The following is a 13,539-nucleotide window of genomic DNA, read 5'->3' on the forward strand; positions in this document are numbered from 1 at the left end:
GCTAGAGTTCGACGCGTTCGACCAGCTGGTCGGTGTCGTCCCGGACGTTCAGCGCGACGATTCGGATGTCGTCCTCCAGCCCCGAGTCGTGGAGCTTGGCCTTCAGGAGGTTGTCCACCTGGTAGACGCCGGCGGCGTTGAGCATCTCGATCTCCACGAGGACCGGCACGGTGTCACCCTGGGTGAGGGTCACACGCTGGATGGCCTGGCTGGAGACGGTGTTGATGCCGCGGCCCCCCTTCTTGTAGGGGATGCGCGAGCGGCCGTGCTCCATGTCGAGGGCGTCCGCGACGCGGATGACGCCCGCCTCCGTCGTGAGCGGGTCCTCCTCGGTGTGGTGACAGAGGATGGCGTGCAGGATCTCGCCTTTCATCCGGATCTCGTCCTCCTTGTCGTAGAAGCTCGGCAGGACGCGGTCGAGGATGTCGGAGGCCAGCGGGATGGAGTAGTAGGTGTGCTCGTCGCGGTGGACGACGTGACCGATGTCGTGTAGCGTCGCCGCGAACGCCACGATGACGCTCTCGTCCTCCTCGTCGAGTCCCTGGTCGCTCGCCCCGTTGAACTGGACGTTGCCACGCTTCAGGAGGTCGTAGAGGATGAGCGAGCGGTTGCGAACGATCTCGATGTGCTTGCGCCCGTGGTCGTTGTACCCCTTCCGGGTGACGGCGTTGACGTTCTGCGCGTCGAGGTAGGTCTGGATCTCGGTGTCGCTCTCGATGAAGCTGAGCACCTCGTTCAGCTTCTCGTCGGGGAAGGCGTGGTCGCCTTCGGGGTCGTACCGCCGGCGGTTCTGCGCGTCGTCGGTGTCCGTCGCGTCCATGCACCACCCGTGGAGTGCCGGACCAAAAAGCACTCGGGCGAAATCCATCCGCTGCCGGTGCGCACGCCCGGCAGGACGCCGGAGCAAATGTTGCGCCACGGGCAAACGTTATTACGCTGCAGGTGTTGAGAACTGGTAACATGGAGCAGCGACGCACGCGCTCGTCGTCGGAAGGCGCGAGCGGTGGTGCTGTCGGCGTCGTGCGTATCGTAGGGGCCTGAGCCCCTACCAACCCCACATCCAGTTCCTCCGTGCACCGACGTTCGACCGACAGCCACCAGTACCACGAAATGACACGACACCGCCGACAGACGACCGACGACCGACAGACGAACAACCAGACGATGCGCGACGTCAGCCACTCACATCCCTACGACGACCGCGGCGCGACGAACGACGTCTTCGGCCGCGGCCCCCGGGTGGTCACCGACGGGGGACGCGACCGACGCGGACGGACGATGGCCGACGTCGACCACACGCCGCCGGCCGGCGCGCCCGGTGCGAACCGGGTGTTCGAGCGCGGCAACGAGGGGCGACGCGACTCGCCGTAGACCCCTATCGAAGCCCCGGACAGCGAGAACCCTCGTTTCTCACGTCGTTCAGAAGAAGTACCGGTACTCAGCGGAGCGGCTCGCGCCCACCGATGAGCTGTGTCGTGTCAACTTCCTCGGCGCGTGCGCCCCCTTTCTTGACTTCGGTCGCTGTCATGCATTCGAGACAGCCGAACACCTCGTTTTCGTTGTTCCCGAAGACGCGCGCGAAGTCCCGGGTCACGAAGGACCCACAACTTCGGCAGCGGTTCTCAGCGACTGTGTCGTTTCCGCTCGTCATCCGATCGTTTGATACGGTCATGATGGCTGGCCTCGGCGATACGACTAACGACAGTGTGACCACTTTGTTATCCACCTCATACGGGGTCGAAAGCAACACCTGTCGCCGCGCAAGACGGGTATACGCACCCGCAAGTATGGTCTATCTGGCGGTAATCACCGGTTACGACCGCGATACCGCCCGAACGAACGGACGCGGGCTCCACCGGGGTCGCCGCGCGGACGAAACGGTCGAAATCCCCGACGGAGACGTGATTCCCCGCATAGTTTAATGACGCTCGCGGTCCAATCACCGACGATGCCCAAGATAACCCTCGACGAAGAGACGGTGTCTCGGCTCGACGGCCTCCGCGTCGAAGACGAGTCCTACGACGAGATCGTCAACGAGCTCATCAACATCTACGAGGCCGAGGAGCTGACGCTGTTCCACAGCGGCGACTGACGGCGACCGTCGCGGCGAGGGGCAGTGCGTCGACGCCGCCACCTCGACGGCGAACCGCTGCGGCCACGCCGCCACCGCCGAGTCACTCCACCGTCGTCCCGCGCACCACGACCGTCTCGCCCGCGCGCACCCGGTCGCCCGTCTCGACGAGCACGTCGGAGCGGTCGACGGACGGCGGGAGCAACACGTCCGCGCGACTGCCGAAGGCGATGTGCCCCAGCCGCTCGCCCCGCTCCAGTCGGTCGCCGGCGTCCACGTAGGGGTGGATGCGGCGCGCGAACGCGCCGGCGATGAGCGTCAGGTCGTGGTCTGCGAAGCGGACGTGGACCTTCTCGTTGCGGTCGGACTCCTTGGTGAACGCCGGCCGGTGAGCGCCGGGTTCGTGCTCGACCGACGTCACCTCGCCGCCGATCGGCGCGCGGTTGACGTGCACGTCGGTGACGTTCATGAACACGCCGACGCGGACGCGGTCGCCCTCCTCGCGGACGACGGACACCCGGCCGTCGGCGGGCGCGAGCACGCCCGCCCCGGACGGGGTCCGCTCGGGGTCGCGGAAGAAAGCCAGGACCGCGACCCCGAGGCCGAGCGCGACCAGGGTCGCCACTGGCGAGAGCAGACCGACGGGACCGGCGAGGAGGAACGGCGGCGCGGCGTACTTCCAGGCGTCCGGTGCGACCTGCATCGCTACTCGCTGACGGCCGACCGGACGCGCTCCCACTTGCCCTGCGATTCCAGACGCTGCTGGAGTTCGTCGGCGTACTCCTGGGCGAGGCGCTCGGCCGCTTCGAGGCGGTCCTCGTCGACACCGCTACCGCCGCCACCGCCGCCGAGGCCGAGTGCGTCCTTGACCGACGAGAAGATGCCGCGACTGTCGCCCTTCGGTTGCCCGCCGCCCATGGCGTTCATCTGGGACTGGATGTTCTCCATCTCCGGCATCACCTGTCGGACCTTGCTCGTGTCCGCGACGAGTCGCGCGCGCTCGTCGTCGCCGGCGTGCTCGATGTCGAACTCCACGGCGGTCATCACGAGCCCCCACTCCTGTCGGGAGAACTCCGAATCGTTGACCCGTTGTGCGAACTCCTGGTCGACGGCCATCCGGTCGCCGACGATCATGTCCGTCCACTCCTGTCTGGCCATGCGTGACACTCGCGTAGCGTCGGACTTGGTGCTTTCGTCTACAGGACGTCAGAACGGCGCGGCCCAAGAAAACGACGTGCCGAGAAGTCCGGCGGTGGCTGTGGTTCGAGGTCGGTGCGGAAAGAACAGCGAGGAGAGCGGCCAGTTATCCCTTCTTGAATCCGATCATGAAGCCGCCGGCGAAGCCGCCGGTGATGGACAGCGTGGAGAGGACGGTCGTCATCCACGACGGCGGCGTCCCACTCTGGCTGGCCTCGCCGGCCTTCAGGATGCCGGCGGTGAGGCGGTCCCAGTCGACCGTCATGATGCCGCGTGATTCGAGGAACTTGAACAGCGCGAGTTCGAGACCGACGAGCACGGCGATGATCTTCGCCACCTTCTTCGCCGCGAAGCCGACGATGCCACCGATGACGGCTCCGCTACCGAACTCGAGTCCGAGCTGTTGGGGATCTATCCCGGCCTGCATGGGTCGACGGAACTCACCGACAGGTTAAGTTTCTTGTGGTTTCACGGATAGAATAGCGATTCAAACCGTCTAACGGCCGATACGAGGTGACGGCGGGCCGCTGGTTTGCCGTCGTGCCGAATGGTTGGGCTTTTAGCACCCCGACTCCATCGTCCCGACAATGCCGGACCCCGAGGACGTCTGCGTGCTCGTCCCCACGCTGAACGAGGCCGAGACCATCGGCGAGGTGATCGACGGCTTCGCGGAACGCGGGTACGACAACGTTCTGGTCGTCGACGGCCGGTCCGACGACGGGACGCGAGAGATCGCTGTCGAACACGGCGCCCGGGTCATCGAACAGACGGGGTCGGGGAAGGGCCAGGCCGTCCGCGAGGGCCTGGAACACATCGAGGCCGAGTACGTGCTGATGCTCGACGGGGACGGAACGTACCGCCCGGCGGACGCCGAGCGGATGCTCGAACCGCTCGACGACGACTACGAGCACGTCATCGGCAACCGGTTCGCGGAGATGGAAGAGGGGTCGATGCCGAAGCTGAACGGCTTCGGCAACCGCGCCATCAACCGCGCGTTCCGGTTCATCCACGGGCGCGACTTCGAGGACATCCTCAGCGGCTACCGCGCGTTCACCCGCGAGTCGGCCGAGCGGTTCCGACTCGCCGCCGACGGCTTCGGCGTGGAGACGGAGATGGCCGTCGAGTGCGTGAAACACGACGTCCCGACGAAGGTGGTCCCCATCACCTACGAGGAGCGGCCGGAGGAGTCGGAGACGAACCTCCATCCGCTCTGGGACGGCGGTAGCATCATCCTGACGCTGTACCAGCTCGCGAAGACGAACAACCCGCTGTTCTACTTCGGGAGCATGGGCATCGCGAGCAACCTCTTCGGCGTGGCGATCGCCGTCTACGTCGGCGTCGAGTGGGTGACGCGGAACGTCTCCCACGAGGTGCTGGCCGTCGTCTCCGGCGTCGCCATCCTCTTCGGCGTCCAGTTGCTCATGTTCGGCGTGCTCTCGGACATGATACTGGCACTCCACCGGGAGCAGATCCGCCGCATAGAGGAGCGGCAGTGAGTGTCGTCCCTGACGTCGCGCGCACGCCACGCCCGGTCGTCGGTCGACTGGACCGTCGCTCCGGTCAGCGCATCGACGGGCCGGTCCACCGCCTCGGCAGTCGAGCGCGGCGCGCCGGTAGCGTCAGACACTCCCCCATAAGCCTTTTCTCGGGTGATTGAGTGGAATTTTGTAATGGCTGACCTCACCGACCTCTTTGGGAAAATAGTCGACGACGTTGACGCCGTGTTTCTCTTCTCCCCCAGCGGGTCGTACTACGAGCGGTTCGCCGACCTCGCCGAACCGGACGTCGTGGTCGTCGCCCCCGACAACCACGTCGGGGCGGACAACTTCGTCGAGTTGCCGCTGGAGTTCGAGAACGTCAAAGACCGGGTCCGGTTCGGTCTCGAAGGGGCGATCGACGAGGGCATCGCGGAGGACGGCGACGTCATCGCCTGCGCGACGGACGTCTTCGACGATAGCATCGACACCGTCTCTCGCGTGCGCGTCAGCGAGGAGACCCACACGGGTATCTACGACCTGTTCGCCAACTCCCGGGCCGACCCCGGCGTCATCCGCGACGTGTTCGAGGTCGCCATCGAGCTCGGGACGAAGGGCCAGAAGGGCGAACCGGTCGGCGCGCTGTTCGTCGTCGGCGACGCGGGCAAGGTGATGAACAAGTCGCGCCCGCTGTCGTACAACCCCTTCGAGAAGAGCCACGTCCACGTCGGCGACCCCATCGTGAACGTGATGCTGAAGGAGTTCTCCCGCCTCGACGGCGCGTTCGTCATCAGCGACTCCGGGAAGATCGTCTCGGCGTACCGGTACCTGGAACCGTCTGCCGAGGGCGTCGACATCCCGAAGGGACTCGGCGCGCGCCACATGGCCGCGGGAGCGGTCACCCGCGACACGAACGCCACGGCCATCGTCCTGAGCGAGAGTGATGGCCTCGTCCGGGCGTTCAAGGGCGGTGAACTCATCCTCGAACTCGATCCGGAGGAGTACTGATGGTAGACTGGCAGGTCCTGCTCGAAGAGGAGTACCGCATCGTCCTGGCACTCCTCATCCTCCTGGGTGGCGGCATCGCGGGCTACTTGCTCGGGCGACTCAATCGACGCGTTCTCCGGGCCGCCGGCGTCCCCGAAGTGGTCGAGGGGACGCCGTTCGAACGCACCGCGCGAAGCCTCGGAACGACGACGGTGTCGCTCGTCGCGCGCATCACGTCCTGGTTCATCTACGGCGTCACCGTTCTGCTGGCGCTCAACACCGCCGAACTCCCGCTCTCGACCCAGCTCTTCTGGGAGATCACGCTGTTCATCCCCGACCTGTTCGTCGGCGCGCTCGTGTTCATCCTCGGCTTCGTCGTCGCCGACAAGGCGGAACTGCTGGTCAGCGAGCGCCTGCGGAGCGTCAAGCTCCCCGAGGTCAACGTCATACCGCGCATCGTCAAGTACAGCATCGTCTACGTCGCCCTGCTGGTCGCGCTGAGCCAGATCCGCATCCACACGCTCACGCTCGTCGTCCTGTTCGCCGCATACGTCGCCGCCGTCATCGTCTTCGGGGTCGTCGCGTTCTGGGACCTGCTCCGGTCGGGCGCCGCCGGCATCTACCTCCTGCTCAACCAGCCGTACGGCATCGGTGACGAGATCCGCGTCGCCGAGAACCAGGGCATCGTCCAGGAGGTCGACCTGTTCGTCACCAGGGTCGAGAACGACGGCGAGGAGTTCATCATCCCGAACCACGTCGTCATGCGCAACGGCGCGGTCCGCGTGCGTAACTGAACCTAGTCGCTCGCCACTTCGTCGCTGGACATCTCCCGCGCAGGGACACCTGCGACCGTCGCACCCGGCGGCACGTCGCGCGTCACGAGCGAGTTCGCCGCCACGCTGGCGTTCGCGCCGATCTCGACGCCCGGGAGGATGACGGCGCCCGCGCCGACCATCGCCCGCTCGCCGATTCGCACCTCGCCGGTGCGGTACTCGTCCTGGAGGAACTCGTGACAGAGGATGGTCGCGTCGTAGCCGATGATGGCGTGGTCCTCGACGGTGACCAGGTCGGGCCAGAACACGTCCGGCGTCGACTCCAGTCCCCACGAGACGCCGCGGCCGACGGTGACGCCGATGCGGCGGAGCAGCCAGTTCTTCAGTCGGAGGCTCGGGTTGATGCGCACGAGCCAGATGACGACGTAGTGGAGCGCGACCCGGAGAGGGCTCCTGGCCTGCGTCCAGTACTGCAGCGAGTTGAGTCCGCCCGGCGTCGGATGGCGCGCGATGCGCTCGTGGCGGCGCGTCGAGTCGTCGTCGGTCACGGCCCGGGGTAGTCGCCGCGACGGCTTGAAACTACTCCTCCGGCCGGTCGAAACCTGGGTTCCTCGCCGCGGATTTCCGCGACGTTGTCGACGTTACTCACCGCGCAGTTCTGCGACGTGGTCGATGCGGCGCTGGACGAGCGCCTCCGTCCCCACGTCGTGGCGCACGCGAAGACCCTCCTCACCGGCGACGGCGAGGGCGTCCTCGGCGACGCGCTCGGCCTGGGCGACGTCGTCGCCGATGCCGACGACGGCGAACGAGCGCGACGTGGTGGTGTAGATACCGTCCTCACGCTCGTCGACGCTAGCGTAGAAGAGGAGAGCGTCACCCTCGCTGTCCTCGGCGGCGTCCGCGGCGCTCTCCTCGTCGATGGCGACCTTCGCGCCCGCGGACGGGTCGGTCGGGTACCCCTCCGGGACGGCGTACTTGCAGACGGTCGCCTTCGGGGAAAAGGATAGCTGGGGCAGGTCCTCGCCGTCGCGGGCGGCGACGAGCACGTCGAGGAAGTCGGTGTTGAGCACCGGGAGCGTGTTCATCGCCTCGGGGTCGCCGAACCGGGCGTTGAACTCGACGACCTTCACGCCGTCGGCGGTGAGCATGAACTGCCCGTAGAGGACGCCCTTGTAGTCGTCGAGGGCGTCGACGGTCGCCTCGAGGACGTCCACCGCCTCGCGATAGTCGTCCTCGTCCATGAAGGGAAGTTCGAGGCCGGCGTCGCTGTAGCTCCCCATCCCACCGGTGTTCGGCCCCTCGTCGCCCTCGTAGGCGCGCTTGTGGTCCTGGACGGCGGGCGTGACCCGCAGCTGGCCGCTGGCGACGAACGCCTGGACGGTGAACTCCTCGCCGACCAGGCGCTCCTCCAGGACGACGCGGTCGTACGCCTCCTCGCGGAGGTGCTCTTTGGCTTCCTCCTTCGTCACCTGGTCGCCGGTGACGCGGACGCCCTTGCCACCGGTCAGGCCCGCGGGCTTCACGGCGAGGTCGCCGTCGTACTCGTCGATGTACTCGCAGGCGGCGTCGACGTCCTCGAACGTCTCGAAGTCAGGGCAGCCCGGGATGGACTTCTCGCGCATGAACCGCCGCTGGAACGCCTTGTCGGTCTCGATGCGGGCCTCCGCCTCGCGCGGACCGAAGGCGTAGACGCCGGCGTCGTCGAGCGCGTCGGCGACGCCCGCCGCCAGCGGCCCCTCGGGACCGACGACGGCCAGGGTCGCACCGACGTCCTCGGCGAACGCGACGACGGCCGTGGGGTTGGTCGTCTCCAGCGTCTCGAAGGAGTCGGCGAGCGCCGCGATGCCGGGATTGCGGTTCCCGGCGCAGGCGTGCAGTTCGGCCTCGCTGTCGGCCAGCGCGCGGGCGATGGCGTGCTCGCGGCCGCCGCCCCCGACCAGCAGTACGGTTTCGCTCATGTCGGGAGAGAATGCACACAGGAGTGTAAAGATTGTTGTGGTTCCCGGAAATAAGTATCCACGAACGTGGCTATCGAGCGGCGACGGCGGCCGACTTCGCCGCATCAGTCCCGATCTCGAATCTCTCCTTCGAGTGACAGTTCCGCCTGCGGTCGTTCCACGAATCGTGCGCCGGCGGCGTTCAGGGTACCTCGTTGTCGACGAGTAGCGTACGCAGCGACACCGCGAGCTCCTCGAACTCGTTGAGGTACAGCGCGTTCGTCGTCAGCACGACGCCGTGGTCGTCGGTGAGGACGCGGTTGACGAACCCGTCGGAGAACACGCGGACGGTGAACTCGTACTCGCCGATGGCGGGTTCGACGTCCTCCGCCCCGGTTTGCACCTTGTACGTCTCCCGCGAGTCGAAGCCGAGGCGCTCGTTCTCGACGAGCGTCCGCTTCGCCTCCCGTGCGGCTTCGACGTCGCCGTCGTACAGGTCGCTGCGAACGTAGAGCACGTCGTACGCGTCCGGCGTGTAGTAGATGACGCTCCGGAGCGCGTCGCCGACGGCCGGTCGGGCCGTGTTCACGATCTGGTCGGCGAACTCATCAGAGATGCCTGTCCGTGCCATGTCTTCCCGTAAGTGCTCCATCGTGATGAGCAGTGCGGCGGTCGTTCTCCGTCGAACTCCCGGTTTTACGTGTCGCGGTCGCCTACGCTCACCCATGACAGACCCGACGGACCGGAACCGGCTGGACGAGGAGGAGAGCCCGTATCTCCGCCAGCACGCCGACAACCCGGTTCACTGGCAGCCGTGGGACGAGGACGCGCTCGCGGCCGCGAGCGAGCGGGACGTGCCCATCTTCCTCTCCATCGGCTACTCCGCGTGCCACTGGTGTCACGTGATGGAAGAGGAGAGCTTCGAGGACGAGGGCGTCGCCGAACTGCTCAACGAACACTTCGTCCCGATCAAGGTCGACCGCGAGGAGCGCCCCGACCTCGACTCCCTCTACATGTCCATCTGCCAGCAGGTGACCGGCCGCGGCGGCTGGCCGCTGTCGGCGTGGCTCACGCCGGACGGCCGGCCGTTCCACGTCGGCACCTACTTCCCGAAGGAGGCCCGGCGCGGCCAGCCCGGGTTCGTCGACCTGCTACAGCGGCTCCACCAGTCCTGGGAGCAGGACCGGTCGGAGATCGAGAACCGGGCCGACCAGTGGGAGGCGGCCATCGAGGGCGAACTCGAATCCACGCCGGAGGCGGGCGAGCCCCCGGGCAGCGACCTGCTTGAGTCCGCCGCCGACCAGGCCGTCCGGAGCGCCGACCGCGAGCACGGCGGCTTCGGGACGAGTGGCCCGAAGTTCCCCCAGGCCGGGCGCGTTCACCTCCTGCTGCGCGCCGCCGACCGGTTCGGCGTGGTCGAGTACCGCGACGTCGCCGCAGAGGCGATGACGGCGATGGTCGAGGGCGGCCTCTACGACCACGTCGGCGGCGGCTTCCACCGGTACGTCACCGACCGCGAGTGGGTCGTCCCGCACTTCGAGAAGATGCTCTACGACAACGCCGAGCTATCGCGGCTGCTTCTCGCCGGCTACCAGGCCACCGGCGCCGAGCGCTACGCCGAGGTGGCGCGCGAGACGTTCGCGTTCGTCGAACGGGAGATGCGCCACCCGGAGGGTGGATTCTACAGCACGCTCGACGCCAGGAGCGAGGGCGAGGAGGGCACCTTCTACGTCTGGACGCCGGAGCAGGTGCACGAAGCGGTCGACGACGAGGCGGCAGCGGACTGCTTCTGCGACCGGTACGGCGTCACCGAGGCAGGCAACTTCGAGGGCGCGACGGTGCTGACGGTCAGCGAGGGCATCCCGGCGCTGGCCGAAGAGTACGACCGCACGGAGGAGGAAGTGGAGGCACTGCTCGAAGACGCGCGAGACCAGGTCTTCGAAACGCGGAGCGAGCGCCCCAGGCCGGCCCGTGACGAGAAGGTGCTCGCGGGCTGGAACGGGCTGATGATATCGGCGCTAGCGGAGGGCGGTCTCGTGCTCGACGAGGAGTACGCCGACCTCGCCGTCGACGCCCTCGAGTTCGTCCGCGACCACCTCTGGGACGCCGATGCGGGTCGACTCTCCCGCCGGTTCAAGGACGACACGGTGGGCATCGACGGCTACCTGGAGGACTACGCCTTCCTCGCGCGCGGCGCGCTCGACTGCTACCAGGCGACCGGCGACCGCGACCACCTCGCGTTCGCGCTGGACCTCGCACGCGCCGTCGAGTCGGAGTTCTGGGACGACGACGCGGGGACGCTGTACTTCACGCCGGCGAGCGGCGAGCGCCTCGTCGCCCGCCCGCAAGAGGTGGCCGACCAGTCCACGCCGTCCAGCCTCGGCGTCGCCGTCGACGCGATGCTCGCGCTGTCGCACTTCGCGCCCCACGACCGCTTCGAGGACGTGGCCGAGCGCGTCCTCAAGACCCACTCGCGAACCGTGGCGTCGAACCCGCTCCAGCACGCGACGCTGACGATGGCGGCGGACCGCCGCGCGACGGGGTCGCTGGAGCTCACCGTCGTCGCCGACGACCTGCCCGCGGCGTGGCGCGACCGCATCGCCGGAACGTACCTGCCGACGCGACTCCTCTCTCGGCGTCCGCCGACGGCGGAGGCGCTGGCGGAGTGGCTCGACGACCTCGGACTCGACGATGCGCCCCCCGTCTGGGCGAACCGAGAGCAGGAGGGTGGCGAGCCGACCATCTACGTCTGTCGTTCGTTCACCTGCTCGCCGCCCGTGACTGACGTCGACGCCGCCATGGAGTGGGCTGACGACCTCGCGCCGGAGTAACCACCGGAAGAACTGTCGATTTCAGGCCAGACTGTCGGCGTCGAGGAGTTCGCGGGCGACGTGCTCGGCCGCCGGCAGGTTCTCGCTCTCCTCGAAGCGCGCGAGTTCCTCGTCGCCGTCCTCGACGACGATGGTCGGGATGAGCGTCACGTCGTACTCCTCGACGAGTTCGCCGTCCTTCTGCTGGTCCACCTCGTGGACCGCGATCTCGCGGTCGGGGATGCCGGCCGCGGCAAGGGCCGCGAAGAAGTCCGGCAGCGCCGACCGGCAGTCGCCACACCAGTCCGCCCCCCACACGTGGTAGGTGACCTCGCCGACGGCCGACTCCAGCGCCTGCACCGTCTCGCTGTGCGCAGCAGGGTCCCACGTCGGATTCGGTTCTATCGATTCCATGTCCGGGTTTTGACCCCGACGCAGATAAGTTCGGGCCTCGCGGCACGGGGTGGCGAGAACTCGGACGGCGACGGACCGAAGACGGACGGCGGTCAGCTGCGACGCATCGACCGCTTCCGGCACGCCCTGCCGCTGTCCGCTAGGGGTTTACGTTCCCGCCCGCTACCTTCGGACGATGAAAGAGAGCATCCTGGACGCCGTGGGTACGCCGCTCGTCTCGGTGCGCTCCCCCGAGGGGGCCACCGTCGCGGCGAAGGTGGAGGCGTTCAACCCGGGCGGGTCGGCGAAGGACCGCCCGGCGCTGGCCATGGTCGAGGCCGCCGAGGAGGCGGGCGAACTCGAACCCGGCGACCGCATCGTCGAACCGACGAGCGGGAACACCGGTATCGGGCTGGCGGTCGTCGCGGCCGCACGCGGGTACGACTGCACCATCGTCATGCCGGAGTCGAAGTCACCGGAACGCCGGCGGCTGATGGCGGCCTACGGCGCGGACCTCGAACTCGTCTCGGGCGAGATGGAGTCGGCGCGAGAGCGCGCCGACCGGCTCACCGAGGCGGACGAGGACGCCGTCCAGCTCGGGCAGTTCGAGAACCCGGCGAACGCCGAGGCCCACTACCGGACGACGGCCGAGGAGATACTCGACCAGGTCGAGGGCCGCGAGGTGGACGCCCTCGTCGCGGGCGTGGGGACCGGCGGGACCATCACCGGCACGGCCTCGCGGCTGCTGGAGGCGTTCCCCGACATGACGGTCGTCGCCGTCGAACCCGAGGAGAACCCCGTACTGTCGACCGGCGAGTCCGGCGACGACGACTACCAGGGGATGGGGCCGGGATTCGTCTCCGACCTGCTCGACACCGACCTGCTCGACGAGGTGGAGACGGTCGCGCTGGCGGACGCGGAGGCGGAGTGCCGGCGTCTCGCCCGCGAGGAGGGCATCCTCGTCGGGCAGTCCGCCGGGGCGGCGAGCGTGGCCTCGTACCGCGTCGCCGAGCGCATCGCCGCGCCGGACCTCGACTGTCCCGAGGGACCCGAAGACTGGCGGGAGACGGCCGCGACCGACGGCGGGGCTGAGCGCGGTCGCGACGACTGCCCCCTCGTCGTCACGGTCTTCCCCGACAGCGGCGAGCGATACCTCTCGACGGGACTGTTCGAGTAGCTCAGTTCCGGAACTCGTCCTCGGTGACGCGGACGACGACGGTGTCTTCTACGTCCCGCAGGTCGTACCCCGGCACGCCGTCCTCGGTCCGGGCGACGTACATCGGTTCGACCACTTCCTCGTCCTCGGTGACGCCGTACACTTCGAGGAGGGCGTCCGTCTCGGCGGGGCGCACCCCGCCGTCGCGGACTTCGGCCGCGAGGTCGCGCGAGAGCCACTCCTCGTCGCTGACGCTCGGCTCCAGGATGAGCGCGTCGTCGACGAACCGCACGAGATACCAGTTGAGGTCGTTGAGAAGCGAGACGGCGGCACCGAGGCTGATGGTCTCCAGTTCGAGACAGTTGCGGTACGGCTCCCGGAGGTCGTAGGTCGCGAGGGCGTCGCGCGCCGTCTCCCGCGACAGGAGTTCGGCGCGCAGGTTCACGTCGTCGGAGCCGACGAGACAGACGCGAGTCACTGGTCGGAGGGTGGGAGCGGCCCCGTAAAGCGGTTTCGACTCGCTCAGGGCGACATTGTTCAGATTAGCGCTTCCCCACCGCTGGTGTCGTGGGGGCGGTCAACCGCCCTCCTGGCGGATTGAAAGGGCGAGACCGGCTTGGCGTCTCCGCGAGCGCAGCGAGCGGATGGCCCGGACGACGAGCACAGCGAGTCGTCCGGCGAACCCCGGCGAAGTAAGCACCGCAGTCGCCGCAGGCGGCGAGGAGCGCAGCGAGCCGCGG

At 68.0% G+C, this 13,539-nt stretch carries 17 protein-coding genes; 7 read left to right on the top strand and 10 right to left on the bottom strand.

Annotated elements, in window-relative coordinates; all coding sequences use genetic code 11:
* Window position 1: 1 nt before the first annotated feature.
* The gene (locus NKT36_RS02915) at window positions 2–820 is read right to left on the bottom strand and encodes an HD domain-containing protein (RefSeq protein WP_327052451.1); all 819 of its coding nucleotides are present in this window, start codon (window positions 818–820) and stop codon (window positions 2–4) included.
* Window positions 821–1,110: 290 nt separating this feature from the next.
* On the opposite strand from NKT36_RS02915, the gene NKT36_RS02920 reads away from it, so the two are divergent.
* The gene (locus NKT36_RS02920) at window positions 1,111–1,371 is read left to right on the top strand and encodes a hypothetical protein (protein ID WP_327052452.1); all 261 of its coding nucleotides are present in this window, start codon (window positions 1,111–1,113) and stop codon (window positions 1,369–1,371) included.
* Window positions 1,372–1,438: 67 nt separating this feature from the next.
* Here the strand turns inward: NKT36_RS02920 and NKT36_RS02925 are convergent, their stop codons facing one another.
* Window positions 1,439–1,672 (bottom strand): DUF7563 family protein, encoded by a 234-nt coding sequence (locus tag NKT36_RS02925; RefSeq protein ID WP_327052453.1) that lies wholly within the window; start codon window positions 1,670–1,672, stop codon window positions 1,439–1,441.
* A 276-nt stretch (window positions 1,673–1,948) separates the two neighbouring features.
* Between NKT36_RS02925 and NKT36_RS02930 the strand changes: the two genes are divergently transcribed.
* On the top strand, window positions 1,949–2,092 hold the full coding sequence (locus tag NKT36_RS02930) for a DUF7557 family protein (protein ID WP_327052454.1): 144 nt from the start codon (window positions 1,949–1,951) through the stop codon (window positions 2,090–2,092).
* An 82-nt stretch (window positions 2,093–2,174) separates the two neighbouring features.
* On the opposite strand, the gene NKT36_RS02935 is transcribed toward NKT36_RS02930, so the two are convergent.
* The 3 genes from NKT36_RS02935 to NKT36_RS02945 all read right to left on the bottom strand — a co-directional run bounded on the left by NKT36_RS02935 (window position 2,175) and on the right by NKT36_RS02945 (window position 3,695).
* Window positions 2,175–2,774, bottom strand: a complete 600-nt coding sequence (locus NKT36_RS02935; protein ID WP_327052455.1) for a protein sorting system archaetidylserine decarboxylase — start codon at window positions 2,772–2,774, stop codon at window positions 2,175–2,177.
* Window positions 2,775–2,776: 2 nt separating this feature from the next.
* Window positions 2,777–3,229 (bottom strand): DUF5799 family protein, encoded by a 453-nt coding sequence (locus NKT36_RS02940; RefSeq protein ID WP_327052456.1) that lies wholly within the window; start codon window positions 3,227–3,229, stop codon window positions 2,777–2,779.
* Window positions 3,230–3,374: 145 nt separating this feature from the next.
* A complete protein-coding gene (locus NKT36_RS02945; RefSeq protein ID WP_327052457.1) occupies window positions 3,375–3,695 on the bottom strand; it encodes an FUN14 domain-containing protein in 321 nt (106 codons plus the stop codon).
* Window positions 3,696–3,855: 160 nt separating this feature from the next.
* Between NKT36_RS02945 and aglJ the strand changes: the two genes are divergently transcribed.
* The 3 genes from aglJ to NKT36_RS02960 all read left to right on the top strand — a co-directional run bounded on the left by aglJ (window position 3,856) and on the right by NKT36_RS02960 (window position 6,524).
* On the top strand, window positions 3,856–4,764 hold the full coding sequence (aglJ, locus tag NKT36_RS02950) for an S-layer glycoprotein N-glycosyltransferase AglJ (protein ID WP_327052458.1): 909 nt from the start codon (window positions 3,856–3,858) through the stop codon (window positions 4,762–4,764).
* A gap of 174 nt (window positions 4,765–4,938) precedes the next feature.
* Entirely contained in the window at window positions 4,939–5,751 is an 813-nt protein-coding gene (dacZ, locus tag NKT36_RS02955) for a diadenylate cyclase DacZ (protein WP_327052459.1), read from the top strand.
* Window positions 5,751–6,524, top strand: coding sequence for a mechanosensitive ion channel domain-containing protein (locus NKT36_RS02960; protein ID WP_327052460.1), 774 nt, complete (start codon window positions 5,751–5,753; stop codon window positions 6,522–6,524). The genes dacZ and NKT36_RS02960 overlap by 1 nt, the downstream gene beginning before the upstream one ends.
* Before the next feature lie 2 nt (window positions 6,525–6,526).
* Here NKT36_RS02960 and NKT36_RS02965 read toward each other — a convergent pair whose 3' ends face one another.
* The 3 genes from NKT36_RS02965 to NKT36_RS02975 form a co-directional block, all read right to left on the bottom strand.
* A complete protein-coding gene (locus NKT36_RS02965; RefSeq protein ID WP_327052461.1) occupies window positions 6,527–7,051 on the bottom strand; it encodes an acyltransferase in 525 nt (174 codons plus the stop codon).
* A 93-nt stretch (window positions 7,052–7,144) separates the two neighbouring features.
* On the bottom strand, window positions 7,145–8,461 hold the full coding sequence (gene purD / locus NKT36_RS02970; protein ID WP_327052462.1) for a phosphoribosylamine--glycine ligase: 1,317 nt from the start codon (window positions 8,459–8,461) through the stop codon (window positions 7,145–7,147).
* A gap of 181 nt (window positions 8,462–8,642) precedes the next feature.
* A complete protein-coding gene (locus tag NKT36_RS02975; protein ID WP_327052463.1) occupies window positions 8,643–9,071 on the bottom strand; it encodes a DUF7522 family protein in 429 nt (142 codons plus the stop codon).
* A 94-nt stretch (window positions 9,072–9,165) separates the two neighbouring features.
* Between NKT36_RS02975 and NKT36_RS02980 the strand changes: the two genes are divergently transcribed.
* Complete coding sequence (locus NKT36_RS02980) at window positions 9,166–11,271, top strand: thioredoxin domain-containing protein (protein ID WP_327052464.1); 2,106 nt, start codon at window positions 9,166–9,168, stop codon at window positions 11,269–11,271.
* Window positions 11,272–11,292: 21 nt separating this feature from the next.
* Here NKT36_RS02980 and NKT36_RS02985 read toward each other — a convergent pair whose 3' ends face one another.
* Window positions 11,293–11,664 (bottom strand): thioredoxin family protein, encoded by a 372-nt coding sequence (locus NKT36_RS02985; protein ID WP_327052465.1) that lies wholly within the window; start codon window positions 11,662–11,664, stop codon window positions 11,293–11,295.
* A 175-nt stretch (window positions 11,665–11,839) separates the two neighbouring features.
* On the opposite strand from NKT36_RS02985, the gene NKT36_RS02990 reads away from it, so the two are divergent.
* Complete coding sequence (locus tag NKT36_RS02990) at window positions 11,840–12,820, top strand: PLP-dependent cysteine synthase family protein (RefSeq protein ID WP_327052466.1); 981 nt, start codon at window positions 11,840–11,842, stop codon at window positions 12,818–12,820.
* A 1-nt stretch (window position 12,821) separates the two neighbouring features.
* On the opposite strand, the gene NKT36_RS02995 is transcribed toward NKT36_RS02990, so the two are convergent.
* A complete protein-coding gene (locus NKT36_RS02995) occupies window positions 12,822–13,277 on the bottom strand; it encodes a DUF5804 family protein (RefSeq protein ID WP_327052467.1) in 456 nt (151 codons plus the stop codon).
* Window positions 13,278–13,539 lie beyond the last annotated feature (262 nt).

The organism is Halomicrococcus gelatinilyticus (genome assembly GCA_024227995.1).
Taxonomy (GTDB): Archaea; Halobacteriota; Halobacteria; order Halobacteriales; family Haladaptataceae; genus Halomicrococcus; species Halomicrococcus gelatinilyticus.

Coding starts and splice junctions, on each gene's coding strand:
- dacZ (WP_327052459.1), top strand. CDS start 4,939: ATGGCTGACCTCACCGACCTCTTTGGGAAAATAGTCGACGACGTTGAC.
- NKT36_RS02975 (WP_327052463.1), bottom strand. CDS start 9,071: ATGGCACGGACAGGCATCTCTGATGAGTTCGCCGACCAGATCGTGAAC.
- NKT36_RS02960 (WP_327052460.1), top strand. CDS start 5,751: ATGGTAGACTGGCAGGTCCTGCTCGAAGAGGAGTACCGCATCGTCCTG.
- NKT36_RS02915 (WP_327052451.1), bottom strand. CDS start 820: ATGGACGCGACGGACACCGACGACGCGCAGAACCGCCGGCGGTACGAC.
- NKT36_RS02930 (WP_327052454.1), top strand. CDS start 1,949: ATGCCCAAGATAACCCTCGACGAAGAGACGGTGTCTCGGCTCGACGGC.
- purD (WP_327052462.1), bottom strand. CDS start 8,461: ATGAGCGAAACCGTACTGCTGGTCGGGGGCGGCGGCCGCGAGCACGCC.
- NKT36_RS02940 (WP_327052456.1), bottom strand. CDS start 3,229: ATGGCCAGACAGGAGTGGACGGACATGATCGTCGGCGACCGGATGGCC.
- NKT36_RS02935 (WP_327052455.1), bottom strand. CDS start 2,774: ATGCAGGTCGCACCGGACGCCTGGAAGTACGCCGCGCCGCCGTTCCTC.
- NKT36_RS02945 (WP_327052457.1), bottom strand. CDS start 3,695: ATGCAGGCCGGGATAGATCCCCAACAGCTCGGACTCGAGTTCGGTAGC.
- aglJ (WP_327052458.1), top strand. CDS start 3,856: ATGCCGGACCCCGAGGACGTCTGCGTGCTCGTCCCCACGCTGAACGAG.
- NKT36_RS02980 (WP_327052464.1), top strand. CDS start 9,166: ATGACAGACCCGACGGACCGGAACCGGCTGGACGAGGAGGAGAGCCCG.
- NKT36_RS02925 (WP_327052453.1), bottom strand. CDS start 1,672: ATGACCGTATCAAACGATCGGATGACGAGCGGAAACGACACAGTCGCT.
- NKT36_RS02990 (WP_327052466.1), top strand. CDS start 11,840: ATGAAAGAGAGCATCCTGGACGCCGTGGGTACGCCGCTCGTCTCGGTG.
- NKT36_RS02920 (WP_327052452.1), top strand. CDS start 1,111: ATGACACGACACCGCCGACAGACGACCGACGACCGACAGACGAACAAC.
- NKT36_RS02985 (WP_327052465.1), bottom strand. CDS start 11,664: ATGGAATCGATAGAACCGAATCCGACGTGGGACCCTGCTGCGCACAGC.